Raw genomic sequence first — 23,213 nt, 5'->3', positions numbered from 1 at the left:
GAGAGTGCCAGGAGGAGCAAGTGCCGACCTACCAGTACCAGTGCACCGAATGCGGCGAAGGCCTCGAGGCGGTGCAGAAGTTCACCGATGACGCACTGACCGTGTGCCCGAGCTGTGAGGGACGCCTCAAGAAGGTGTTCTCCGCGGTCGGCATCGTCTTCAAGGGCTCCGGGTTCTACCGGAACGACAGCCGCGGCTCCTCGTCGAGCAGCACGCCGGCCACGTCGCCCTCGAAGGCCGGATCCTCGTCGTCGTCCTCGGGCTCCGACTCGAAGCCGGCCGCGTCGTCGACGAGCTCGTCCCCGGGCTCCAGCGGCTCGTCGGGTTCCGCCGGTTCGTCCAGCTCGTCCAGCTCTTCCAGCAGCACCTCGGCCGCCTAGGCCGCCTGTTTCTGCGCAGTGCGCGCGAGGGCCCCGCCGTTTCCGACGGCGGGGCCCTCGGCGTTTTCACGCCCGGCTACTGTGACCGCCATGGCGAACGCAGAGATCGGCGTGATTGGCGGCTCGGGCTTCTACTCCTTCCTGGAGGACGTCACCGAGATCGAGGTGGACACGCCCTACGGGAAGCCGAGCGACTCGCTCTTCCTCGGTGAGATAGCGGGGCGGCGGGTGGCCTTCCTCCCCCGCCACGGACGGGGTCACCACCTGCCGCCGCACCTCATCAACTACCGCGCCAACCTGTGGGCGCTGCGGTCCGTCGGTGCGCGCCAGGTGCTCGGGCCGTGCGCGGTGGGCGGGCTGCGGGCCGAGTACGGGCCGGGGACCCTGCTCGTACCGGACCAGCTGGTGGACCGTACGAAGGCGCGCACGCAGACGTTCTACGACGGTCGGACGCCGGTGGACGGGAAGCTGCCGAAGGTCGTTCACGTGACGTTCGCCGACCCGTACTGCCCCGAGGGACGCGCGGCGGCGCTCGCGGCGGCGCGCGGGCGCGAGTGGGAGCCGGTGGACGGCGGGACGCTGGTCGTCATAGAGGGGCCGCGGTTCTCGACGCGGGCGGAGTCGCGGTGGCACGCGGCGGCGGGCTGGTCGGTGGTCGGCATGACCGGGCACCCGGAGGCCGTCCTCGCCAGGGAGCTGGGGCTCTGCTACACGTCGCTGACGCTGGTGACGGACCTGGACGCCGGGGCCGAGACGGGCGAGGGCGTCTCCCACGAAGAGGTGCTCAAGGTGTTCGGGGCGAATGTGGGCCGGCTGCGCGATGTGCTCTTCGACGCGGTGGCGGCGCTGCCGGCGGACGAGACGCGGGACTGCCTGTGCGCGCACGCACTGGACGGGACAGACACGGGGATCACACTGCCTTGACCTGAGCGGGCCGCCGCCTTGACCGGAACGGACCGCTGCCTTGACCCGAGCGGACCGCTGTCTTGCGCCGCCTTGACCGGAGCGGGCGTGGGTGAGCGGGTTGTCCACAGTCCGGGGGCCGTCCACAGGCTCCGGCAGGGTCGGGGCGGGCCGTGGATCGTGAGGAGCGTTCAGCCGGAACTCCTCATGGCAGGCGGTGACCACCGTGTCCCTCTATCCCTACGCCCCCACTCCTCCCGCGTCCGTTCCCGGACCGGAGCCGTGCGGTGTGCCCGACTTCTCTCCGCTGCGGGTGCGCGGCGGCAGGCACCGGCTGCGGCGCGCGGTGCGGCGCAGGAGGCGGGCGATGGCGGCCGGGCTCGCGATGACAGCCGCCGCGCTGGCCGCTTCGGGGGCGCGTGACGCGGGACGTACGGGCGGTGGGGCACAGACCGGGGCTCAGGCCGAGGAGCAGGCCGGGGCCGGGGCGCGGCAGCGTGAGCGCCGGCCGGTGGAGATGGTGTCCGCGCCGGTGCGGATCTCGGACGCCGCGACCGTGCGGCTGCTGCGCCGCGGGGACCGCGTCGATGTGATCGCTGCGGCGGCCGGCCCCCAGGGGGTCGGCGGGGAGCCGCCGGACGCTCGGGTGGTGGCTGCCGGTGCCCGTGTGGCCGAGGTGCCGAAGGTGCGCGAGACCTCCGCGGGCGGGGGCGAGGGAGCGCTGGTCGTTCTGTCCGTACCGCGCGCCACGGCCGCCGCACTGGCCGGTGCGGGCGCGACGTCCCGACTGGCGGTGACGGTGTGCTGACCAGAACTGACGATCCCTCGTGCCACTGGTCCGTGGACGGCGATTGGACAGGCCCTTCACCTGCTGACGTAGGTTTCGGAACTGTTTGCTCCGCCCCCGGTACATGCGAAAAGAGGCTCATTCGTGAGCGAGGAGAAGAAGCAGAGCGTTCTGGCGGGTTTCAAAGCCTTCCTGATGCGCGGCAACGTGATCGACCTGGCCGTCGCGGTGGTCATCGGCGCCGCGTTCACCAACGTCGTGAACTCGATCGTCAAGGGGGTGATCAACCCGGTGGTCGGCGCGTTCGGCACGCAGGACCTGGAGAAGTACAGCTCCTGTCTGAAGCAGCCGTGCGCGCCGGACAAGAACGGCGTGATGCAGGGCATCCCGATCAACTGGGGGCTGGTCCTCAGCGCGGTCCTCAGCTTCCTGATCACCGCGGCGGTCGTCTACTTCCTCATGGTGCTGCCCATGGCCAAGTACCTGGCGCGGCGGGCGGCACGGGACAAGGCACAGGAAGCCGCCGTGGAGGTCATGGAGGTCACCGAGATCGAACTGCTGAAGGAGATCAGGGACGCCCTGGTCGCACAGCGCGGCCCGGGCCACGGCAACTCGCCGTAACCCGGGTCGCTCAGAGGTGGTGCGGCGGCTTCTCGTCCAGGAACCGGGCGAGGTCTGCCGTGCTGCCGCCGCTGCCCGGAGGCCGCTCGCCCCACCCTCGGTCCGTATCGTCCGCTGACTGCTGGTCCAGCGGATCGCCGAAGTCCAGCGCCGGCTTCGGCCGCGGCTTTCGCTGGGCCTGCTGCTCGGACGTCTGCTCCGGATCGCGCGGTCCGTGGGCGGGGGCGGTGCTCATGGTTCCAGGGTACGGCGGTCGGACGGTTCGGCGGCCTCTGAGGCCTTTGCGGCCTCGGTGGTCCCGGCGGTCCCGGCGGCTCCGCCCTCACGCGGGCCGTCCCGTGATACGCAGGATGCCATGGGACACCGGACGAGAGCGGACGCCTTGACCGATGTGGCAGGGCTGCGGGTCGGCCACGCACGTGTGCCGGGCGATCGCGCGCTGAGCGGCACCACCGTCGTACTGGCGCCGGAGGGCGGGGCGGTGGCCGCCGTGGAGGTGCGGGGCGGGGCTCCGGGCACGCGCGAGACGGACGCCCTCGACCCGCGCAACCTGGTGCAGCGCATCGACGCCGTCGTCCTGACGGGCGGCAGCGCGTACGGCCTGGACGCCGCTTCCGGGGTGATGGCCTGGCTGGAGGAGCGGGGCCGGGGGGTCCGGGTCGGGCCCGACCCGGCGCAGGTGGTGCCCGTCGTGCCGGCCGCCTGCTCTCTTCGACCTGGGGCGCGGCGGCGACTGGCGGGCCAGGCCCGGCGCCGCGACGGGACGGGCCGCCGTCGAGGAGGCCGCCCGTACGGGCATCGGGGCGCCCGTGGCGCAGGGCGGGGTGGGCGCGGGGACGGGCGCGGTCGCGGGAGCGATGAAGGGCGGCGTCGGCACGGCCTCCGTCGTACTCGGCTCGGGCATCACGGTGGGGGCGCTCGCGGTCGTCAACGCCGCGGGTTCGGCCGTCGATCCGCTGACCGGCGTCCTGTACGGCGATGGCGTACAGGGGTGGGCCGACCGCCCGGCGGCGGAGGTCCACGCGGCGGCGCAGCGCAGGCTGGCCGAAGCGCGGGAGGAGACGCGGCGTCGCTCGGCGCCCCCCGTGCGTCCGGTGCTGAACACCATCCTCGCGGTCGTCGCCACCGACGCGGAACTGTCCCGGGCGCAGGCGCAGAAGCTCGCAGGGACGGCGCACGACGGTCTCGCGCGGGCCCTGCGTCCCGTACACCTGCTCACCGACGGCGACATCGTCTTCGCCCTGGCGACGGGGGCGAGGCCGCTGCCGGCCGAATCCCCCGGGTCCGGGTTCGGGGCGTACGCAGGCGCGGACGTGACCGCTCTCAACGATGTCCTGGGGGCCGGGGCGGACGCGCTGGCCCGGGCGGTGGTGAAGGCCGTGCTGGCGGCGGAGGGGGTCGAGGGGGCCGGGGGCGTTTACCCGGCGTACCGGGATCTCTACTGACGGACTGGTCGGCCGACACGGCGAGTCGGCCGGCCGGGAGGACGGGAACCGTACTTGCTTCCCCTTCGTTTTCCTCAACCCGGCGACGTTGTCAGACCCAGGGGCTACGTTGAGCACTCGGCAAGTGACAAGCGGCGACGGCCTGGAGAGACCCTTGAGCGATCCGTACGAGACAACCGAGGAGCACCTCGAGGGACTCCTGGGGCGCGCACTCAACTCGTTCGACCTGCCCGACACGATCGTGGAGCGGCTCGAATCCGCGCTGGCCCACAGCACGTCCCTGCACTCCTCGCACCACAGCGCGGGGCTGCACCGCGAGACGTTCAAGCACGCGTTCCTGCTCTCCGACGGCAGCTCCCTCGTTTTGTGGGAGCTGGCGCACAACGCGACCCGCGACGGCTCCACGCAGCACGAGCTGTACACGGAGGCGGACGGGGTCCGGCTGGCCGTGTCCCGGCTGCCTCGCCCGGGCGGTACGGGTGGCTCCGGCTTCCCCGGCGGGGACGGCGCCACGGGGCTCGACGCGGGCTGCCCCGACCGCGATCCGGACACCGACCTGGACGCCGACCTCGAAATCCTTGCCGCGCTCATGGCCGTGCGACCGCCCGCCCGCCGCATCTTCATCCCGGACAACTCCGCCGACCACGCGCGCCGTGTGCTCCGCCGCGCCGAGAACGCCGGCCGCCCGGGAAGGGACACCGCGCTGCGCCTGAGCGACGCCGTCGCCCACCAGATCACCCAGGCCTTCGGCCGCCAGTGCAGCGTGGAGGGCCGGGACGCCGGGTTCACGCTGTACGAGCACGCGTTCCTGCTGCGCGACGGCAGCGAGGTGAGTCTGTGGGAGGTCGAGCACACGGCTACGCCGGACGGCCGTCACATGTGCGAGGTGTACGAAACGGAGCGCACCGCGCGCGAGGCGATGGAACTCCGCGCGCGGGTGCGCTGACCGGGCCGTCGCGCCACCGGGTCGTAGCGCCGCAAGGCCGCTGCGCCGCCGGGCCCGCGTCGTCCTGTGCGGGCCCGGCATGCGCCGGCTGGGCGGCGGCCGTGCGTCAGGCGGCTACTGCCACCTTGGCGTCGTCGGCCCCCGTGGCCGCGTCCCCGGCCTTCGCCGGCCCCGCCGTCTCCCGCAGTCCCTTGAGGAGGACGACCAGGCCCGTGCTGACCGCCGTACCGGCCAGGACGGCGACCAGGTAGAGGAACGGGTTGCCGATCAGCGGGACCACGAAGACGCCTCCGTGCGGGGCCCGCAGCGTGCACTCGAAGGCCATCGACAGGGCGCCGGTGACCGCGCCGCCCGCCATCGCCGACGGGATCACGCGCAGCGGGTCGGCCGCGGCGAACGGAATCGCGCCCTCGGTGATGAACGACGCGCCCAGCACCCAGGCCGCCTTGCCGTTCTCGCGCTCGGTCTTGGTGAAGAGCCGGCCGCGTACGGTCGTGGCCAGTGCCATCGCCAGCGGCGGGACCATGCCCGCGGCCATGACGGCGGCCATGACCTTGAGGCTGCCCTCGTTGGGGTTGGCGAGGCCGCCGACGGCGAAGGCGTACGCGACCTTGTTGAGCGGACCGCCCAGGTCGAAGCACATCATCAGGCCGAGGATGACGCCGAGGATGATCGCGTTGGCTCCGGAGAGGCCGGACAGCCAGTCGGTGAGCGCGCTCTGGAGCTTCGCGATCGGCTCGCCGACCACCAGGAACATCAGGAAGCCCACGACGGCGGAGGAGATCAGGGGGATGACCACCACCGGCATGATGCCGCGGAGGGGGGCGGGGACCTTGGGCTTCTGGATCGCCATCACCACCGCGCCGGCGAGGAGACCGGCGACCAGGCCGCCGAGGAAGCCGGCGTCGATGGCGACGGCGATCGCGCCGCCGACGAAGCCGGGGACGAGCCCTGGCCTGTCGGCCATTCCGTACGCGATGTAGCCGGCCAGGACGGGCACCAGGAAGCCGAAGGCGAGGCCGCCGATCTGGAACATCAGGGCGGCCCAGCTGGTGGTGTCCGTCCAGGCGAAGTGCTCGATGACGGAAGGCACCTTGTTGATCTCGTAGCCGCCGATGGCGAAGCCCAGGGCGATGAGCAGGCCGCCCGCGGCGACGAACGGCACCATGTAACTGACGCCGGACATGAGCCATTTGCGGAGCTTCGTTCCGTAGCCTTCGCCCGGCTCGCCCGTTTCCTCGACCGGAGAGCCCTTGGCGGCGGACGAAGTGACCTCGCCGCGTGCGGCCTTGGCGCGGACTTCCGCGATGAGCTCGGCGGGGCGGTTGATACCGGCCTTGACGTTCACGTCGACGGTCGGCTTGCCCGCGAAACGCTCCTTTTCCCGTACGGGCACGTCGTGGGCGAAGATCACGCCGTCCGCGGCGGCGATCACGGCGGGGTCCAGACGCGTGAAACCGGCGGAGCCCTGGGTCTCCACGGTCAGTTCCGTGTCGGCGTTGTTTCCTGCCTGTTCGAGTGCTTCGGCAGCCATGTAGGTGTGCGCGATGCCGGTGGGGCAGGAGGTGACGGCGACGATCTTGAACGGGGCCACGGCGGGCGGGGCGGGGGCGTCGGCGGCGGTGCGCTCAGGGGCGGGGGCGTCGGAGTCGGCGCCGCGCCGGGGCGTCTCCCCGGGTGCCGGACGTGCGGGTACGCCGGCCTGTTCGGGGTGGTCGCGTTCGGCGTCCCGCGGGGAGCGCCCCGGCACGTCCCCTTCCGTCGCCGCGGGTTCCGCGACGGCGCCGGGCGCGTCCTGCGGGGCGTCGCCGCGGATCAGAGCCGCCGCCGACGCCGGGTCCCCGGCCGCGCGGAGGGCGGCGGTGAAGTCGGCGTCCATCAGGTGGCGGGCCAGGCTGGAGAGGATCGTCAGGTGCGCGTCGTCCGCGCCCGCCGGGGCCGCGATGAGGAAGATGAGGTCGGCCGGGCCGTCCGGAGCACCGAAGTCGATGCCGCGCGCGCTGCGCCCGAAGGCGAGCGTCGGCTCGGTGACGTGTTCGCTGCGGCAGTGCGGGATGCCGATGCCGCCGTCCAGGCCGGTCGGCATCTGCGCCTCGCGCGCCGCGACGTCGGCGAGGAAGCCGTCGAGGCCGGTCACGCGGCCGAGCGCCACCATGCGTTCGGCGAGCGCGCGCGCCGCCTCTTCCTTCGTGCCGGCGGCCAGGTCGAGGTCAACCAGGTCCGCGGTGATCATCTGGCTCATCGCGAGCTCCTACGGGAGTACGGGGGTATGCGGATCATGCGGCCGGCTCCGCCAGCGCGCGGTCCAGGGGGACGTCGGCCGTCACGGCGACCGAGGAGGGGGCCAGGTCGGCCGGTGCCGGCATGACGCTGCCGGGCAGCTGGACGGCTGCCGCGCCGTGTGCGGCTGCCGAGGCCAGGGCTTCGGGGCCCTCGCCGCCCGCCGTCAGGAAGCCGGCGAGCGAGGCGTCGCCCGCGCCGACGTTGCTGCGCACGAGGGTGACCTTCGCGGTGGCGTAGTACGTGCCCTCTTCGCCGACCAGCAGTTGGCCGTCGGCCCCGAGGCTGGCGAGTACCGTGCGCGCCCCCGCGTCGCGGAGTTCCCGCGCCGCCTTGAGCGCGTCGCCGACCGTGACCAGGGGGCGGCCGACGGCCTGGGCGAGTTCTTCGACGTTGGGCTTGACCACGTCCGGGCGTTCGCGGAGTGCCGCGAGGAGGGACGGACCCGAGGTGTCGAGTGCGATGCGGGCGCCCGCCTCGTGCGCGCGGGCCACCAGTTCGGCGTACCACTCGGGGGCGAGGCCGCGCGGCAGGCTGCCGCAGCAGGCGATCCAGTCGGCGCCGGCCGAGTGCGTGCGTACGGTCTCCAGGAGCGACTCGGAGTCGGTGGCGGAGAGTTCGGGGCCCGGCGCGTTGATCTTGGTGAGGGTGCCGTCCGGCTCCACGAGGGTGATGTTGGAGCGGGTGTCGCCCGCCGCTTCGAACGGCACGACCTCGATGCCCTCGGCGCCGAGGAGTTCGGCGACGAGCGCGCCCGGCGCCCCGCCCAGCGGCATGACGGCGAGGGTGCGGTGTCCGGCCGCGGCCACGGCGCGCGAGACGTTGACGCCCTTGCCGCCCGGGTCCATCCGGTCGGCGGTGGCGCGCAGCACCTCACCCCGCTGGAGGACGGGGACTTCGTACGTCCGGTCGAGGCTGGGGTTGGGGGTGATGGTGAGGATCATGGGCACTCGTTCCTAGACACACTGCACTTCGGTGCCGCCGGCCTCGATGGCGGCGGCGTCTTCGGGGCTCAGACCGGCGTCGGTGATGAGCAGGTCCACGTCGGCCAGGTCGCCGAAGCGGGCGAAGTGCTCCTGCCCGTGCTTGGCGGAGTCGGCCAGCAGGACGACCCGGCGGGCGGCCGCGACGACGGCGCGCTTCACGGCCGCCTCGGCGAGGTCAGGGGTGGTGAGGCCGCCGTCGGGCGAGAAGCCGTTGGTGGCGAGGAAGGCGACGTCGGCGCGGATCTCGCCGTACGCACGCAGCGCCCAGGCGTCGACGGCGGCGCGCGTACGGTGACGGACCCGCCCTCCGACGAGGTGCAGGTCGATGCCGGGGTGGTCGGCGAGGCGGACGGCGACGGGCAGCGCGTGGGTGACGACGGTGAACCCGCACTCCAGCGGTACGTCGGCGGCGAGGCGGGCGACGGTCGAGCCGGCGTCGAGGATGACGCTTCCGTCGTCGGGCAGTTCGGCGAGGGCCGCCCGCGCGATGCGGTCCTTCTCGTCGGCGGCGGTGGACTCGCGCTCGGCGAGGTCCGGCTCGAAGCCGAGGCGGCCCGCGGGGATCGCGCCGCCGTGCACCCGCCGGAGGAGACCCGCGCGGTCCAGGGACTTGAGGTCGCGGCGGACGGTCTCGGCGGTGACCTGGAAGGTCTCGGCGAGAGAGAGCACGTCCACCCGGCCGCTCTCGCGGGCGAGGCGCAGGATCTCCTGCTGGCGCTCCGGTGCGTACATGTGGGGTTACATCCGTTCGATGCCCGAACCTGTGGTTTATTTCGCAGAGTACGACCAGGTCTCGCGAATGTAAACAAACTCGGGCACTGGACGGACATATTCGGGCCCAAACGGAGATGGCGCCCGTGTCAGGAGACACGGGCGCCGTCGGCCGGCAGTGGCGGATCAGGGGGTGAGCACCGGCTCCTTCACCCGTGGGGCTTCCGGGTCCGCGGCCGCCGCGTCCTCGGTCCCCGCCCGCGGCCGCGCCGGCAGCGCGAACATCAGGCAGAAGATGGCCACCAGCACCGCGGTCGCCCACCACAGCGCGTTCTGGAACGCGTCGACGAAGGCCATGCCGACGGCGTCCGGGGTCAGGTGGTCGTCCATGACACCGAAGAAGACGACCGACACCAGGCCGAGGCCCAGCGCGTTGCCCATCTGCTGCACCGTGTTGATCAGGCCGGAGGCCGAACCGGCGTGCTCGCGCGGCACCTCGGAGAGCACCGCGTCCGTCAGCGGCGCCACGATCAGGCCCATGCCGAGCCCCATCACGACGAGCGGCAGCGCCATCTGCCAGGGGTGGATGGCCGTGCCGTACCGGTCGGCCTCCCAGATGTAGAGCAGCAGCCCGGCCGCCATCGTCAGCGCGCCCGCCTGGAGGACCTTCCTGCCGAAGCGCGGGACCAGCTTCTGCACGGAGATGCCTGCGGCGAGTGAGACCGCCATGGAGAACGGGATGCCCGTCGTGCCGGCGCGCAGCGCGCTCCAGCCGAGCCCCATCTGCATGTAGAGCGTCCAGACCAGGAAGAAGATGCCCAGTGCCACGCCGAAGGTCAGCTGCACCGCGATGCCGGCGGCGAAGCTCTTGACCCTGAAGAGGGAGAGTTCGACCAGGGGCGAGCCGTCCTTGCGGGTCTTGTAGCGCTCGTACGCGACGAAGAGGGCGAAGACGGCCAGGCTGCCGATCATGGCGAGGTGGCCCCACAGCGGCCAGCCCAGCTCCTCGCCGCGGATGAGCGGGTAGATCAGCATGAGAAGGGCGAGGGTCGCGAGCGCTACGCCGATCAGGTCGAGGCGCAGCGCCTTGGGGGCCTTGGACTCGCCGATGAAGCGGACGCCCAGGACCAGTCCCATGATGCCGACGGGCAGGTTGATGAGGAAGATCGGCCGCCACTCCAGGCCGAACAGGTTCCACTCGGTGAGCAGCGCGCCCAGCATCGGGCCCGACACGGCGCCCAGGCCGACGATCGCGCCGAAGAGGCCGAAGACCTTGCCGCGCTCGTGCGCGGGGAAGGTGGCGTGGACGATCGACAGGACCTGCGGCACCATGAGCGCCGCCATCCCGCCCTGGAGGATGCGGGAGGCCACGAGCATCTCCGGGCCGGTGGCGAAACCGCAGAGCGCGGAGGCGAGCGTGAAGCCGGCGATGCCGATCAGGAAGAGCCGCTTGCGACCGTAGATGTCGCCCAGCCTGCCGCCGGTGATCAGCCCGGCGGCGAAGGCCAGGGCGTACCCCGCGGTGATCCACTGGATCGCTCCGAAGGTGGCGCCCAGGTCCTGCCGGATGCTCGGGACCGCGATGTTGACGATCGTGACGTCGACCAGGTCCATGAAGGCGGCGGTCATCACGATGGCGAGCGCGAACCACCGGCGGCGGTCGGGCGTGCCCGTCCCGGTCCCGTCCGTCTGCTCGGACTGCAGGGGTGTTGAAGTCATACGAGCGAGACTAGGGCGGATGTAGGACAGGTTGTGTCCCACTGAAACGGCACCCTGAAGACATGACGACCGATACGCCGGCCCGGCTGCTGCAACTGCTCTCGCTGCTCCAGACACCCCGCGAATGGCCCGGCAGCGAACTCTCCGAACGCCTGCGCGTCAGCCGCCGCACCGTGCGGCGCGACATCGGCCGGCTGCGCGAGCTCGGCTATCCCGTGCAGGCGACGATGGGCGCGGACGGCGGCTACCGGCTCGTGGCGGGCAAGGCGATGCCGCCGCTGGTGCTCGACGACGAGGAGGCCGTCGCCATCGCGGTGGGGCTGCGGGCCGGCGCGGGCCACGCGGTCGAGGGCATCGAGGAGGCGTCCGTGCGGGCGCTGGCGAAGCTGGAGCAGGTGCTGCCGTCCGGGCTGCGCCGGCAGGTCTCCACCCTCCAGGCCGCCACCATCCCGCTGACCAGCGGTGACGGGGCGACCATAGATCCCCGTACGCTCACGGTGATGGCGGGCGCGGCGACCGGGCAGGAGCGGCTGCGGTTCGCCTACCGCTCGGGGGACGGGTCGCGGACCAGGCGTCTCGTCGAGCCGCACCGGCTGGTGAGCACGGGGCGGCGCTGGTACCTCGTCGCGTACGACCTGGACCGGGACGCATGGCGTACGTTCCGCGTGGACCGGGTCAGTGAGCCGTTCGCCACGGGGGCGCGCTTCACCCCGCGGGGGCTGCCGAGCGGGGACGCCGCCGAATTCATCCGGCACTCCATGAAGCGGCTCCAGCCCCAGTACCGGGTGGTGGCGACGTTCGACGCGCCCGCCGAGTTCGTCGCGGCCCGGCTGCCGGGCTCGCTCGGCACACCGGAGCCGGTCGGGGGCGACGACGGCCGCTGCCGGCTCGACGTGACGGCCACCGACTCGGTGGAGTGGCTGGGGCTCCGGCTCGCGCTGGTGGACTGCGAGTTCACGGTGTCCGAGCCGCAGGAACTGGTCGACTACCTGGCCGAGCTCGGCGGCAGGCTCACCCGCGCGACCGCCCCGCGGGAGCAGGAGAACTCGCGGGGGACGCGGAACTCACGGGAGCAGTAGGACCCGCGGGAGCAGCAGGGACGCGACTGCACCTCGGGAGCGGCACAGAGAGCAGCGGACACCGGGGAGCCCCGGCGCCGGGGGGAGTGCGCCGGGACTCGGCCCTGGAGAGACGGGTACCTCGATCGGGGCCGTTTATGCGACCGCGTCGAAGCCTGTGTCGTGCGCCATGCGCTTCAGGTCCATCAGAGCGTGCTTCTCTATCTGCCGGATCCGTTCACGCGTCAGTCCGTGCTGCTTGCCGACCTCGGTCAGGGTCCGCTCCCGGCCGTCCTCGATGCCGTACCGCATACGGATGATCGAGGCCGTCCGCTCGTCGAGCCGGCCTATGAGGTCCTCCAGCCCCTCGCTGCGCAGCAGCGAGAGCACCGACTGCTCGGGCGAGACCGCCGACGTGTCCTCCAGCAGGTCGCCGAACTGCGTCTCTCCCGCGTCGTCGACGGGCATGTTGAGCGAGACCGGGTCGCGCGCCCAGTCCAGGACGTCGCTGACGCGCTCGGGCTTGGCGTCCAGCTCGGCCGCGATCTCCGCGTGCTCGGGCTCGCGCCCGTGCTCACGGTTGAACTCGCGCTGCACGCGCCGGATACGGCCCAGCTCCTCCACCAGGTGGACGGGGAGCCTGATGGTGCGGGACTGGTCCGCGATGGACCGGGTGATGGCCTGCCGGATCCACCAGGTGGCGTACGTGGAGAACTTGAAGCCCTTCGTGTAGTCGAACTTCTCGACCGCACGCACCAGGCCCGCGTTCCCCTCCTGGATCAGGTCGAGCAGGGGGAGGCCGCTGCGCGGATAGCGGCGCGCGACCGCCACGACGAGACGGAGGTTGGCACGGATGAACAGGTCCTTGGCACGCTCGGCCTGCGCGACCAGCGCTTCCAGCTCCTCGCGGGAGGCGCCGCCCGCGTCGCTCTCCACTTCCTTGTCGAGGATCTGCTGCGCGTACACACCTGCCTCGATGGTCTGTGAGAGGTCGACTTCCTTGGCGGCGTCGAGCAGCGGCGTCCGTGCAATCTCGTCGAGGTACATACCGACCAGGTCGCGGTCGGCGATCTCCCCGCCTACGGCGCGAACGCTGCGTACCCCGCCGGATCCGCCGGTGGCGGTCTGCTGACGGGCGACGGCACGGGTTGCCATGCGTGCTCCCTTGCTGAGTAGGTCGCGATGTGTTGGCTGCCGGACTCCCTTCGGGTGCCCCGCTTCCACTGGAAACAACGACTGGAATCCGGACAGAATTCCCATGGCGTGCATTCATTTTCGTGATCTTGCAGTACCCTGTCCGCTTTCCGGGGGAGTCTCATGGAACTCGCGCACCCGGAAGCGCAGGTCAGCGCGGGCGCCGAAGCCGGCCCCGGTGGCCTCACGGCCATCCGCGGCCACCGCGTCCGCGGGCGTCCGCGAGACGGCGATCGCCTTCGACACCACCGTCTTCACCGTCTTCACACCCGAGCAGCCCCGCCCGCGGCCGCTCTCCCCCCTGAAGACGGCCCGCACCGTCTGCCGGTTGCCCGCGACGCCCGTCCCGACCGTGTTCTCGGTTGCGCGACGAGTAGCCTCTCCCGCCCGAAGGACGCCTACGGCACCTCCGTCGGAGTCGGCGTCTCCTGCGCGCCCGGCGCCGGCGGCAGCGTGCCGGCACCGGCACGCTGCCGCACGAGGCGCTCTTCGAGGCGCCGGCGGGCGCGGACAGGGCGCGTGCCTCCACCGCGCGTACGCCGGCGCGGCCCGGCCCGACGAGGCGTCCGCCCGGCTCCACTGCTCCTCGCCACCACGCCCGCTTCGACTCCCGCCACGCCGGCACGCTCCGGGAGGTGGGCCGGAAGCTCGGCCGCCACTGGGGCGCCGCCCGGTACGAGCGCCCTCCCGCCCCGTCCCCCTACCCGGTCTCGGCCCTGCGGCCTAGGCCCCGGTGTAGGTCCGCGGCCCGTTACCCGCCGCCCGCCCCCGCGCCTAGTCTCCGGCGCATGGACACCACAGGCATCCTCGACGAAGCACTCGAACGCCTCCACACCCACGGCCCCGAACGTCTGGGCCGCCTCTCCAACCACGCCCCCATGGCCGTCGAGTCCCTCGCCGCGCACGGCCGGGCCGGGTCCGTCCACCGCTGGCTGGATCTTTACGCCGCGCGGCTGGAAGACTTCCCTTCCCGCCACACCCCGGTGACCGACGGCAACTGGCAGGAGGCGCTGGGCGATCCGCGCCGGGCCGCCGACTGGATCGCGTACTTCGCACACCGCCTCATGGAAGCGGGGCAGCCGTGGCGCGAGGTGCTCGCCACGTGGTGGCCCAGGCTGCTGCCGGGCGTGTACGGCGGCGCCGCGCATCCGGTGATCCGGGTGGGCCACGCGGTACGCACCCTCCTGACGGACGGCGAGAACGCCCCCCGCCGCACCGAGCTCGCCCACGGCCTCGGCTACTGGGCCGCCCGCCACCGTCCCGTGGAGCCGCCCGTCCCGCTGCCCGCCGCCCCCACCGCCGCCGAGGCACTGGACTCCGTACCGCCCGTCGACGTACGCCGGGGGAGCTTCCCCGACCGCCTCGGCCGCGTCACGCGGCTCCCGGTGTGGGCGGGGGCCCTCGCCGCCACGGACCCGGACGAGGCGCGGCGGCGGCTGGCGGAGCTGGTACGGGCCGCCACCCACCGGTACGCCACGCACGGGCACGGCGACGAGACCATGCTGGTCCACGCGGCGACGGCCCCCAACGCCGTCCTGCGCACCCTTCCCGCGCTCCCCCGCACCCTGTGGGTGCCGAGCCTGCACGCCGCCTGGGCGGCGTCGGCGGCGGTCACCTCGATGTACGCCCCGGACGAGCCCGTTCCGTACGCCGCGCCGGGCTCCGTCACCCCCGAGGAGGTCTTCGAGCGGGCGGCGGCGCACGGAGACGAGCACGTCATCAAGTTCACCGACACCGCGCTCGACATCGGCGACGAGCGGTCACTGGCGGCCGCCTTGCGCGCGATCGAACTCAGCGAGCCGCTGACCTGAGTCCCTGGAGTCCTGAAGCAGGCCCCGGAGACCTGAAGGGCCCGAGGACCAGAAGCCCAGAAGCCCAGAAGCCCAGGGCCCCGAGGAGCCGTCAGCCGAACTGCACCGACCGCTTCGCCAGCCCCATCCAGAAGCCGTCGATCACCTCGCGCTGCGTTTCCAGCTCTCCCTCGGACGCGCCCAGCGTCACGAACAGCGGCGCGAAGTGCTCGGTGCGCGGGTGGGCGAGCCGGCCGGCCGGGGACGTGTGCGCGAAGTCGAGCAGCGCGTCCACGTCCGCCGCCGCCAGCGCCTCGCGCCCCCACGCGTCGAACTCCGCCGACCAGCCGGGCACTCCCCCGCCCGGGTGCCGCAGGGCGGCCAGGTTGTGGGTGAAGAAGCCGCTGCCGACGATCAGTACGCCCTCGTCGCGCAGGGGCGCGAGCTTGCGCCCGATGTCCATCAGCCCCTGCGGGTCGAGGGTGGGCATGGAGATCTGGAGTACGGGGATGTCGGCCGCCGGGAACATCTCGACCAGCGGGACGTACGCCCCGTGGTCCAGTCCGCGGTCCGGGACGTCCTGGACGGGCGTACCGGCGCCGCGCAGCAGCTTCCGTACGGAATCGGCGAGTCCGGGGGCGCCGGGCGCGGCGTACCGGACGCGGTAGTAGTGCTCGGGGAAGCCCCAGAAGTCGTGGACGAGCGGCACCGTCTCAGTGGCGCCGAGCGCGAGCGGGGCCTCCTCCCAGTGGGCGGAGACCATCAGGATCGCGCGCGGCCGGGGAAGGCCGGCGGACCAGGACGCGAGCTGGCCGGGCCAGACGGGGTCGTCGGCCAGCGGCGGAGCTCCGTGGCTCAGATAGAGGGCGGGCATACGCTCCACGGCCGCAACCTTTCCTTGAAATTTCAAGTAAGCCTGTGGGGGCAACCCTAACGCCAGCTAGTTTAAGTTTCAAGAGAGGGCCCGTAGAGTGGCGCCCATGACGACGGCACCCCGCTGGCTCAGCGAAGAGGAGCAGCGCACCTGGCGCGCGTATCTCCAGGCCACCACCCTTCTGGAGGACCACCTGGACCGCCAGCTCCAGCGCGACGCCGGCATGCCGCACGTCTACTACGGCCTGCTCGTGCAGCTCTCCCAGGCACCGGAGCGGCGGCTGAGGATGACCGAGCTGGCCGAGACCGCGAAGATCACCCGCTCCCGGCTCTCGCACGCCGTCTCCCGCCTGGAGCGCAACGGCTGGGTGCGCCGCGAGGAGTGCCCGTCCGACCGGCGCGGGCAGAACGCCGTACTGACGGACGAGGGGTACGCGGTCCTGAAGCAGACCGCGCCCGGCCATGTCGCCACCGTCCGCCAGGCGATGTTCGACCGGCTCACCCCCGAGCAGGTGCGCCAGCTCGGCGAGATCATGCGGGTCGTGGCGGAGGGGCTCCAGCCGACGGGCGCGGGCGCGGACCTGCCCTGGCTCCGCTGAAGCCGGAACCGGAGCGGAACCAGGGCGGCCGGGGCAGCCAGAGCAGAACCAGGGCGGCCGGGCCGGCCGGGGCGGGCCCGGCCGGGGACGTCAGTGCGCGATGACGGGGATCCGCACCTCGTCCTCCGCGCCCGAGCCCGCGCCGTCGCCCGAACCCGCGACCGTCGTCGTACCCGGACGGCCGGTGTTGATCAGCGTCAGCGCGATCGCCGCGGAGACGGCCAGGATGCCGACCGCCCACCAGATGGCGCTCGCATAGCCGTGCACCATCGCCTGCGCCTGGAGCAGCTGCTCGTTGGTGGCGCCGGCGGCGTGCGAGGTGATGTACGCCGTGGTGGCGCTGGCCGCGATGGTGTTCAGCAGCGCCGTACCGATCGCGCCGCCCACCTGCTGCGAGGTGTTGACCATGGCCGAGGCCACGCCCGCGTCGCGCGGCTCGATGCCGTGCGTCGCCAGCGACATGGCCGGCATGAACGCCGTACCCATGCCCAGTCCCAGCAGCAGCTGCGCGGGCAGGATGAGTCCGGCGTACGACGAACCGATCTCCAGCTGCGTCAGCAGCAGCATGCCGAGCGCCGCGACCAGGAAGCCGGGACCCATCAGGTAGCGGGGCGCGACCCGCGTCATCAGACGGGCGCCGATCTGGGTCGAGCCCGTGATCATGCCCGCGATCATCGGCAGGAAGGCGAAGCCGGTCATGACGGGCGAGTAGCCCTTCACGATCTGGAGGTAGTAGGTGAGGAAGAGGAAGAGCCCGAACATCGCGATGACGGCGAGACCCAGCGACGCGTAGACACCGCCGCGGTTGCGCTCCATCAGGACGCGCAACGGCAGCAGCGGCGACTTGACCTTCGACTCGACGGCGACGAAGACGGCGAGCAGCACGGCGGAGGCGACGAAGAGACCGATCGTCGCACCCGACGCCCAGCCGTCGGTCTCGGCGCGCGTGAAGCCGTACACCAGCGCGACCAGGCCGAGGGTGGAGAGGACGACGCCCGGGATGTCGAGCGGCGAGCGGTTGCGGCCGCCGGCCGGCTCACGGATCACGAAGTAGGCGCCCGCCGCCGCGACGACCGCGAAGGGGATGTTGACGAAGAACGTCCAGCGCCAGTTCAGGTACTCGGTGAGGAAGCCGCCCAGGATCAGGCCGACCGCGCCGCCGCCGCCCGCGATCGCACCGAAGATGCCGAAGGCCTTGGCGCGTTCGCGCACGTCGGTGAACGTCACCGCGAGCAGCGAGAGCGCGGCCGGCGCGAGCAGCGCGCCGAAGGCGCCCTGGAGAGCGCGCGAGCCCAGCATCAGCGCCTCGTTGGTGGCCGCGCCGCCGAGGGCGGAGGCCGCCGCGAAACCGAGCAGGCCGACGACGAAGGTGCGCTTGCGGCCCCACAGGTCGGCTATGCGGCCGCCGAAGAGCAGCAGTCCGCCGAAGGCCAGGGCGTACGCCGTGATGACCCACTGGCGGTTCGCGTCCGAGATCCCCAGGTCCTGCTGGGCCGACGGCAGCGCGATGTTCACGATCGTCGCGTCGAGGACCACCATCAGCTGGGCGAGGGCGATGAAGACCAGCGCTTTCCAGCGGCCCGGATCGGGGAGGAGGGTGTCGGCTGTTTTTGGCATGGAGGTATCCGCCTAAGGGTGCGAAGAGGATAAAAGGTACGTAACTATGTGAGCGGAAGCGGGGGTCGGGCAGGGGTCACGAATCCCGGCGCAGGCCCTCCCACGTCGCAGGAGTGCCGGGGAGGACGGAACGCGCCGGTGCCTCCAGGCCGTCGAGGAAGAGTTGCAGGTGACGGTGGACGAACTGGTCGAAGTTCATGCACGCGCTGCCCGGCAGCGGCCGGGTGAGCTGGGAGAGGGCGACCAGCAGGTCGCCGACGGCCACGTCGTCACGGAGCCGCCCGGCCTGCCGCGCGCGCCTCATGAGGCTGTCGACGGCCCCTTCGAGACGCTCGCGCCCGGCGAGCAGTTCCGGGTGTTCCCTGTCGAAGCCGTCGGCGAGCATCGGACACAGCGCGCCGATCCGCTCGTCGGCGGCCGCGTGGACGAAGCGGCGCAGCGCGTCGAAGGGGTCGGCCTCCTCGGCGATCACCGCCCGGGCCCGGTCCGCGGTGCGGGACAGGACGGAGACGACCACGTGGTGGATCAGTTCGGTGCGGTCCGGGAAGTGCCGGTACAGCGTCGCGTTGCCGACGCCCGCACGGCGGGCGATCTCGTCGAGCGGCACCTCGGGGCCGGACTCGACGAACATCTCACGCGCGGCCGAGACGATCCGCTCCCGGTTGCGCAGGGCGTCGGCCCGCGGGCGCTGGGCGCGGGGCCGGGCGGCCCCGGTGCGGATGCCGGTGCCGGCGTCGGTTCCGGTGTCGGTGGCCACGGCGCTCCTTCTCGTACCTTCTCGCGTGAAAGCCTTCCCGCGCGAAGACCTTCCCGCGCGAGAGCCGGCAACCGGGGAGTCCGTCCCCGGTTCGGCGAACACAGGCATAAACGGGGAGTGCGCCCCCGCTTATTTCCCGAACTACCACATGTGTCCCTGATCACAAACGGAGTGGAGAATTCCGCACGATCGGCCTACCCGGAGGTCCGCCCGGCGAGCGCCCGGAGATCCCCCGGCACAGGGTGAGCGAACGAGAGCAGTCAGGGACGGCCGGCTGCCGCGGACCCCGAAGGCGCCTCCATGCGGCAGACCCGCCCCCGGATACGCAGACCCCGCCACCTGGTGAGCTTCGCCGTTCTCACCGGTCTCACCCTCGCGTCCGTGACCTCCGCCGGGTCCCCGCTCGCCACCGGGACCAGCGCGTCGGCGGGCCCGGTGGGCTCCGGCGACCCGGCGGCGTCCGTGACCGGTGAGGCCGCGCTCGAACCGTGCAGGATCGCGGGCACCCTGGGCGTGCAGATGTCGGAGGGAATACCGACGCCGCCCGGATTCGTCCGCTCCACCGGTGACGTCCACGCCCTGACCCTCATGATCGACTTCTCGGACGCGCCGGGGAAGGGCTCGGCGCGCGACCGGTTCGAGGAGTTCTTCCCGCAGACGACGAAGTGGTTCGAGACGAGTTCGTACGGGCGCCTGCGCTACCGGCCCGTCACCCCGTTCACCGAGTGGATACGGATGCCGATGCCCTTCGCGGCGTACGGAATAGACCGCGGCTCACCGTACGAACCCGGCTACCGCCGTCTCGTCCAGGACATCGTCGCCGCGACCGACGCCCGGGTGGACTTCCGCTCGTACGACCTGGTCAACGTCCTGGTCACGCCCAATGCCGGGCCCTCGGCCCTGGACACCGTCCTGTCCGTCACCTTCTCCGGCAACGAGGGCGCGCCGCGCGCCGACGGCGTCCCGCTCGCCAACACGTCCTTCGTCTACAGCCGCCAGGACGACGGGTCGGGTTCGTACGGCGAGACCGGCTTCCGGGTCCTGCCGCACGAGAACGGCCATGTCTTCGGGCTGCCCGACCTCTACACCATGGACGGCGGGGGGTCGGTAGGACACTGGGACATCATGTCCGAGGACTGGGGGGCCAACAACGATCTGCTGGCCTGGCACAAGTGGAAGCTCGGCTGGCTCGACAGCGCGCAGATCCGCTGCGCGGCCGCGCCCGGCACCACCGAACACCTCCTGACGCCGCTCGCCTCGCGGGACGAGGCCGGGGACGGAAATGGGGATGGGGACACCAGGGCGAAGCTCGTCTTCATCCCCCTGACGGAGAAGACGGGTTACGCGGTGGAGGTGCGCACCCGGGCGGGCAACGACGAGGCCGTCTGCAAGCCGGGCGTGCTGATCTACCGCGTCGACGCCGACGTCGACACGGGCCACGGCCCGGTGACGGTCGCCGACAGCGAGCACGACAGCGGGGGCTGCACACGGTGGCCCAATGTGCACGCCGAGCTGTCGGACGCGCCGTTCGAGGAGGGCCAGACCTTCAGGGACCGCCAGTACGGAGTCCGGATCTCGGTGACCGACAGGACGGCGGACGGCGATTTCCGGGTCCGCGTCACCCGCCGCTGACGCCCGGACCGCCTCCCACCTCTTCCCGCAGCTCCCTCTTGAGGACCTTCCCGGTGGCGTTGCGGGGCAGCGGCTCCTCCCGTACGAACACATGGGCGGGCACCTTGAACGCGGCGAGGCTCCTGCCCACATGCGCCCGCAGTTCCTCCGCACCGGCCTCGGCTCCGGCCCGCAGCTGCACGACGGCGGCGACCTCCTCCCCGAGTACGGGGTGCGGAACGCCGAGTACGGCCGCGTCCAGCACCTCCGGATGGTCGTGCAGCACGCTCTCGACCTCGACGCAGTACACGTTCTCGCCGCCGCGGATGACCATGTCCTTGATGCGGTCGACGATGCTGACGCACCCGCCGTCCCGCACGGTCGCGAGGTCCCCGGTCCGGAACCACCCGCCCGCGGCGAAGGCGCGCGAGGTCGCGCCGGGGTCGTTCCAGTACCCCCTGACGAGCGACTGCCCGCGCAGCCACAGCTCGCCGACCTCGCCCTCGGCCGACGCCTGCCCGTCCGGCCCCGCGATCCGCACCTCGACGGCCGGTGCGGGCCGGCCGGCACTGCCGGGGTCCGCGCGGTACGCCGCGCCGGAGGTGGCCAGTACGCCGCCGCTGGTCTCGGTCAACCCGTAGCCGTTGCGGGGCTCGATGCGCTCGCCGTGCCGGGCCGTGAGCCGCCCGACGAGGCCGGCGGGCGCGGCGGCTCCGCCGGTGTTGAGCATGGTGAGGCTCTCCAGCCCGTCCCCGGCCGCCTCCGCCGCGTCCAGCAGCTGGAGGGCGGTGGCCGGCACACCGGCGTAGTGCGTGACGCGGTGCTCGCGGATCAGCGCGAGCGCGCGCCCGGCGTCCCACTTGCGCATGAGGACGAGGGAACCGCCGGCCGCCATGGCGGCGTACACGGCGGTGAAGGCGGCGACATGGAAGAACGGAAACGTCATGAGCGTCACGGGAGCGGGCCCCTGCCCCGGCACCTCCCCGCGCGCGAGCGCGGCCAGCGCGGCGTGGAAGCGGGGGTGCGTGGCGGCGCCTGCCTGGGCGAGGTGGGTGGCGACGGCGCCCTTGGGCCGCCCGGTGGTCCCGGACGTGTAGATGATGGTGGCGTCGTCCTCGGCCCGTACGTCGACATCGGGCGGCCCGAGAAGCGGATCGGCCTGCCGGATCCCCTCGTACACCTCGTACGCCTGGTATGCCTCGTACTCCTCGCCCGACTCCTCCGCTTCCCCGTGGAACACGACGACCCGGGGCCGCCGCTTCCGCGCCGTCCGCCCCGCGAGCCACGGCTCGACCTGCGGCAGCCGCTCCCCGTCGACGAGCAGCACGCCGGGCTCGCAGTCGTCGAGCGCGTACGCGAACTCCGCCCCGGTCCACCAGCCGTTGAGCGGAACGGCGACAAGACCCGCCAACTGGGCTGCCCAGAAAGCGACTTGCCACTCAGGGTGATTGCGCATGGCGATGACGGCCCGGTCCCCCGGTACGAGCCCGTACTCCCCGGCGAACCGCCGGGCCAGCGCGCAGGCGGCGGCGAAGAACTCGCCGTACGCGTACGTCCCGCTCTCCGCGACCAGGAACGGCCGGTCCCCGTACGCCCAGGTCGCCTCGACGAACTCCCGCAGCGTCCGGGGCCCGTCGGCGTACAGCGGACTCCCGTCCTCCGCCCGTACGACCTCGAAGGGCGCCCCGGGGGCGGTCAGCGCGGCTTCGGCGGCGCGCGACGGATCATTGTTCGGCACGGACGAACCTCTCTAAGCGCTTGCTCAGCACTTGGACGCTATGCCCGCTCCCGCCGCCAGTCAAGATTCATGCATCAGCCATCTTTCTCTTGCCGCCCCTCCGTGACCCCACCGCCACCCCGCCACAGAACCCATTCCCACACGAGCCCCCCGACCCGGTACGCCAGCCCTCGGCCACGCAGCACCACGGCCGCGCCTCCGTGGGATCTGCCGAAAACCCCCGAAGCCCAGGTCGGCGCCTCGGCGCCCGCGGCTCCAAAACGGCCCACCCCTGATTCGAAAACGCCCCCAGCTTGAGCGCACGAGGCCCACCGCTGGGCACCCGCCGCCCGGGCCGGCCCGAAAGTGGCATCAGTACAGGACCTCGGCGTCGCGCGCACCCACTGACGGAAACTCACGCCGTGACTGGCCGCCGCGCGGGACGGCCGGGATGCGCTCTGCGCCCCCAGCCGCCGCGATTCCCTGGCTTGGGTGAGCGCAGCCGCCGCGGTTGTGAGGCTGGTGTCAGTGACAGCGCAGAGGGCCACCTGCGGCAGAAGTGAAGTTTCCCCGTGATCCTGGACACTCGTTCGTTATGCCGCGAGGGCGTGTTGATGCCGCTGCCTGGTCCCGGCCGGGGCGAGGTAGCCGAAGATCTTGTGCTTGCGCAGGCGGCGGCGGTTGTAGGAGGTCTCGATGAGGTCGAAGACCTCGGCGCGGGCGGTGGCCCGGTCGGGCCAGGTCCGGGTTCCGATCTCTTCCTCGAGCAGGGCCCGGAAACCCTCTGCTGCGGCGTTGCCGAAACACGAGCCGGTGCGTCCGCAGCTCTGCTGCAGCCCCGACTCCATTGTTCGACCGTGGGATTGAGCCGGCGTGTACTCGCTTCCGCGATCACTGCGGACCACGCATCCGGGCTCCGGAGAGCCTCGGCCGTGGGCCATGCCGAGGGCGTCCACGACGTGCTCGGCGCGGTGGTGGTCGGCCATCGCGTAGCCGACGATCTCGCGGGTGGCCAGGTCCAGCCGGCAGGCGCGGCAGAGCCGGCCCCCGGCCGTCGGACGGCAGGTGATGGCGCCGACCGGCCCGGTGCCGGGGTGCTCGGCGTGGAAGTCGCGGCCGATCAGGTCCGGGGCCGGCTTCGCCTTCGCATCCGGCCGGGGCAGCGAGCGCCGCTTGCGGCGGGTAACGCCGCGGATGTCGCGCTCACGCATGACGCGGG

21 protein-coding genes and 2 pseudogenes are annotated in these 23,213 nt (G+C 72.5%); 11 read left to right on the top strand and 12 right to left on the bottom strand.

Annotated features, from left to right (window positions below):
- The first annotated feature begins 20 nt into the window (after positions 1-20).
- The 4 genes from BN1555_RS18705 to mscL all read left to right on the top strand — a co-directional run bounded on the left by BN1555_RS18705 (position 21) and on the right by mscL (position 2,691).
- The gene (locus BN1555_RS18705) at positions 21-380 is read left to right on the top strand and encodes an FmdB family zinc ribbon protein (protein WP_093800451.1); all 360 of its coding nucleotides are present in this window, start codon (positions 21-23) and stop codon (positions 378-380) included.
- 90 nt (positions 381-470) lie between these two features.
- The gene (locus BN1555_RS18700) at positions 471-1,304 is read left to right on the top strand and encodes an S-methyl-5'-thioadenosine phosphorylase (protein WP_093800450.1); all 834 of its coding nucleotides are present in this window, start codon (positions 471-473) and stop codon (positions 1,302-1,304) included.
- Between the two features lie 205 nt (positions 1,305-1,509).
- Positions 1,510-2,091, top strand: a complete 582-nt coding sequence (locus tag BN1555_RS18695) for a hypothetical protein (protein ID WP_255306084.1) — start codon at positions 1,510-1,512, stop codon at positions 2,089-2,091.
- Positions 2,092-2,214: 123 nt separating this feature from the next.
- Entirely contained in the window at positions 2,215-2,691 is a 477-nt protein-coding gene (gene mscL, locus BN1555_RS18690; protein ID WP_093800448.1) for a large conductance mechanosensitive channel protein MscL, read from the top strand.
- Between the two features lie 10 nt (positions 2,692-2,701).
- Here the strand turns inward: mscL and BN1555_RS18685 are convergent, their stop codons facing one another.
- The gene (locus BN1555_RS18685; protein WP_093800447.1) at positions 2,702-2,926 is read right to left on the bottom strand and encodes a hypothetical protein; all 225 of its coding nucleotides are present in this window, start codon (positions 2,924-2,926) and stop codon (positions 2,702-2,704) included.
- A 120-nt stretch (positions 2,927-3,046) separates the two neighbouring features.
- Here BN1555_RS18685 and BN1555_RS18680 point away from each other — a divergent pair.
- Positions 3,047-4,136: pseudogene (locus BN1555_RS18680) on the top strand (P1 family peptidase).
- A 154-nt stretch (positions 4,137-4,290) separates the two neighbouring features.
- On the top strand, positions 4,291-5,082 hold the full coding sequence (locus BN1555_RS18675) for a DUF6227 family protein (protein WP_093800446.1): 792 nt from the start codon (positions 4,291-4,293) through the stop codon (positions 5,080-5,082).
- A gap of 106 nt (positions 5,083-5,188) precedes the next feature.
- Here BN1555_RS18675 and BN1555_RS18670 read toward each other — a convergent pair whose 3' ends face one another.
- The 4 genes from BN1555_RS18670 to BN1555_RS18655 all read right to left on the bottom strand — a co-directional run bounded on the left by BN1555_RS18670 (position 5,189) and on the right by BN1555_RS18655 (position 10,778).
- On the bottom strand, positions 5,189-7,324 hold the full coding sequence (locus tag BN1555_RS18670; protein WP_093800445.1) for a PTS fructose transporter subunit IIABC: 2,136 nt from the start codon (positions 7,322-7,324) through the stop codon (positions 5,189-5,191).
- A gap of 34 nt (positions 7,325-7,358) precedes the next feature.
- Positions 7,359-8,306, bottom strand: a complete 948-nt coding sequence (pfkB, locus tag BN1555_RS18665; RefSeq protein ID WP_093800444.1) for a 1-phosphofructokinase — start codon at positions 8,304-8,306, stop codon at positions 7,359-7,361.
- A gap of 12 nt (positions 8,307-8,318) precedes the next feature.
- Entirely contained in the window at positions 8,319-9,080 is a 762-nt protein-coding gene (locus BN1555_RS18660; protein WP_093800443.1) for a DeoR/GlpR family DNA-binding transcription regulator, read from the bottom strand.
- A gap of 165 nt (positions 9,081-9,245) precedes the next feature.
- A complete protein-coding gene (locus BN1555_RS18655) occupies positions 9,246-10,778 on the bottom strand; it encodes an MFS transporter (protein WP_093800442.1) in 1,533 nt (510 codons plus the stop codon).
- A gap of 62 nt (positions 10,779-10,840) precedes the next feature.
- Here BN1555_RS18655 and BN1555_RS18650 point away from each other — a divergent pair, with 62 nt between their 5' ends.
- Positions 10,841-11,857, top strand: a complete 1,017-nt coding sequence (locus tag BN1555_RS18650) for a helix-turn-helix transcriptional regulator (protein WP_093800441.1) — start codon at positions 10,841-10,843, stop codon at positions 11,855-11,857.
- A 135-nt stretch (positions 11,858-11,992) separates the two neighbouring features.
- On the opposite strand, the gene BN1555_RS18645 is transcribed toward BN1555_RS18650, so the two are convergent.
- On the bottom strand, positions 11,993-12,991 hold the full coding sequence (locus BN1555_RS18645) for a sigma-70 family RNA polymerase sigma factor (RefSeq protein WP_093800440.1): 999 nt from the start codon (positions 12,989-12,991) through the stop codon (positions 11,993-11,995).
- A gap of 114 nt (positions 12,992-13,105) precedes the next feature.
- A complete protein-coding gene (locus BN1555_RS38520) occupies positions 13,106-13,297 on the bottom strand; it encodes a hypothetical protein (protein ID WP_141662866.1) in 192 nt (63 codons plus the stop codon).
- Here BN1555_RS38520 and BN1555_RS40440 point away from each other — a divergent pair.
- Both BN1555_RS40440 and BN1555_RS18640 read left to right on the top strand, forming a co-directional pair.
- Positions 13,248-13,716 (top strand): annotated as a pseudogene (locus BN1555_RS40440) (GNAT family N-acetyltransferase); the annotation flags it as partial. The gene BN1555_RS38520 and the pseudogene BN1555_RS40440 overlap by 50 nt on opposite strands.
- A 102-nt stretch (positions 13,717-13,818) precedes the next feature.
- Positions 13,819-14,841 (top strand): questin oxidase family protein, encoded by a 1,023-nt coding sequence (locus BN1555_RS18640; protein WP_093800439.1) that lies wholly within the window; start codon positions 13,819-13,821, stop codon positions 14,839-14,841.
- A gap of 91 nt (positions 14,842-14,932) precedes the next feature.
- On the opposite strand, the gene BN1555_RS18635 is transcribed toward BN1555_RS18640, so the two are convergent.
- Entirely contained in the window at positions 14,933-15,694 is a 762-nt protein-coding gene (locus BN1555_RS18635; protein WP_093800438.1) for a dioxygenase family protein, read from the bottom strand.
- A gap of 106 nt (positions 15,695-15,800) precedes the next feature.
- On the opposite strand from BN1555_RS18635, the gene BN1555_RS18630 reads away from it, so the two are divergent.
- Positions 15,801-16,292, top strand: coding sequence for a MarR family winged helix-turn-helix transcriptional regulator (locus BN1555_RS18630; RefSeq protein ID WP_093800437.1), 492 nt, complete (start codon positions 15,801-15,803; stop codon positions 16,290-16,292).
- Between the two features lie 90 nt (positions 16,293-16,382).
- Here the strand turns inward: BN1555_RS18630 and BN1555_RS18625 are convergent, their stop codons facing one another.
- Together BN1555_RS18625 and BN1555_RS18620 are read right to left on the bottom strand one after the other, a co-directional pair.
- Positions 16,383-17,909 (bottom strand): MFS transporter, encoded by a 1,527-nt coding sequence (locus BN1555_RS18625; protein WP_093800436.1) that lies wholly within the window; start codon positions 17,907-17,909, stop codon positions 16,383-16,385.
- Positions 17,910-17,985: 76 nt separating this feature from the next.
- A complete protein-coding gene (locus tag BN1555_RS18620; protein WP_255306435.1) occupies positions 17,986-18,630 on the bottom strand; it encodes a TetR/AcrR family transcriptional regulator in 645 nt (214 codons plus the stop codon).
- Between the two features lie 336 nt (positions 18,631-18,966).
- Between BN1555_RS18620 and BN1555_RS18615 the strand changes: the two genes are divergently transcribed.
- Entirely contained in the window at positions 18,967-20,298 is a 1,332-nt protein-coding gene (locus BN1555_RS18615; protein ID WP_093800434.1) for a M6 family metalloprotease domain-containing protein, read from the top strand.
- Here BN1555_RS18615 and BN1555_RS18610 read toward each other — a convergent pair.
- A complete protein-coding gene (locus tag BN1555_RS18610) occupies positions 20,285-22,015 on the bottom strand; it encodes a class I adenylate-forming enzyme family protein (protein WP_093800433.1) in 1,731 nt (576 codons plus the stop codon). The genes BN1555_RS18615 and BN1555_RS18610 overlap by 14 nt on opposite strands.
- A 572-nt stretch (positions 22,016-22,587) precedes the next feature.
- A complete protein-coding gene (locus BN1555_RS18605; RefSeq protein ID WP_369688985.1) occupies positions 22,588-23,205 on the bottom strand; it encodes a DDE-type integrase/transposase/recombinase in 618 nt (205 codons plus the stop codon).
- Positions 23,206-23,213 lie beyond the last annotated feature (8 nt).

Origin of the sequence: Streptomyces sp. Wb2n-11, from assembly GCF_001049855.1 — a bacterium.
GTDB lineage: Bacteria > Actinomycetota > Actinomycetes > Streptomycetales > Streptomycetaceae > Streptomyces > Streptomyces altiplanensis.
The sequence above is the reverse complement of the archived record's forward strand: the minus strand, read 5'-3'. Positions and strand labels throughout refer to the sequence as shown.

Bases quoted from the DNA above. Each gene is read 5' to 3' on its own strand.
- BN1555_RS18700 (WP_093800450.1), top strand. From the start codon at position 471: ATGGCGAACGCAGAGATCGGCGTGATTGGCGGCTCGGGCTTCTACTCC.
- BN1555_RS18685 (WP_093800447.1), bottom strand. From the start codon at position 2,926: ATGAGCACCGCCCCCGCCCACGGACCGCGCGATCCGGAGCAGACGTCC.
- BN1555_RS18670 (WP_093800445.1), bottom strand. From the start codon at position 7,324: ATGAGCCAGATGATCACCGCGGACCTGGTTGACCTCGACCTGGCCGCC.
- pfkB (WP_093800444.1), bottom strand. From the start codon at position 8,306: ATGATCCTCACCATCACCCCCAACCCCAGCCTCGACCGGACGTACGAA.
- BN1555_RS18660 (WP_093800443.1), bottom strand. From the start codon at position 9,080: ATGTACGCACCGGAGCGCCAGCAGGAGATCCTGCGCCTCGCCCGCGAG.
- BN1555_RS18655 (WP_093800442.1), bottom strand. From the start codon at position 10,778: ATGACTTCAACACCCCTGCAGTCCGAGCAGACGGACGGGACCGGGACG.
- BN1555_RS18650 (WP_093800441.1), top strand. From the start codon at position 10,841: ATGACGACCGATACGCCGGCCCGGCTGCTGCAACTGCTCTCGCTGCTC.
- BN1555_RS18645 (WP_093800440.1), bottom strand. From the start codon at position 12,991: ATGGCAACCCGTGCCGTCGCCCGTCAGCAGACCGCCACCGGCGGATCC.
- BN1555_RS18640 (WP_093800439.1), top strand. From the start codon at position 13,819: ATGGACACCACAGGCATCCTCGACGAAGCACTCGAACGCCTCCACACC.
- BN1555_RS18635 (WP_093800438.1), bottom strand. From the start codon at position 15,694: ATGCCCGCCCTCTATCTGAGCCACGGAGCTCCGCCGCTGGCCGACGAC.
- BN1555_RS18630 (WP_093800437.1), top strand. From the start codon at position 15,801: ATGACGACGGCACCCCGCTGGCTCAGCGAAGAGGAGCAGCGCACCTGG.
- BN1555_RS18625 (WP_093800436.1), bottom strand. From the start codon at position 17,909: ATGCCAAAAACAGCCGACACCCTCCTCCCCGATCCGGGCCGCTGGAAA.
- BN1555_RS18615 (WP_093800434.1), top strand. From the start codon at position 18,967: ATGCGGCAGACCCGCCCCCGGATACGCAGACCCCGCCACCTGGTGAGC.
- BN1555_RS18605 (WP_369688985.1), bottom strand. From the start codon at position 23,205: ATGCGTGAGCGCGACATCCGCGGCGTTACCCGCCGCAAGCGGCGCTCG.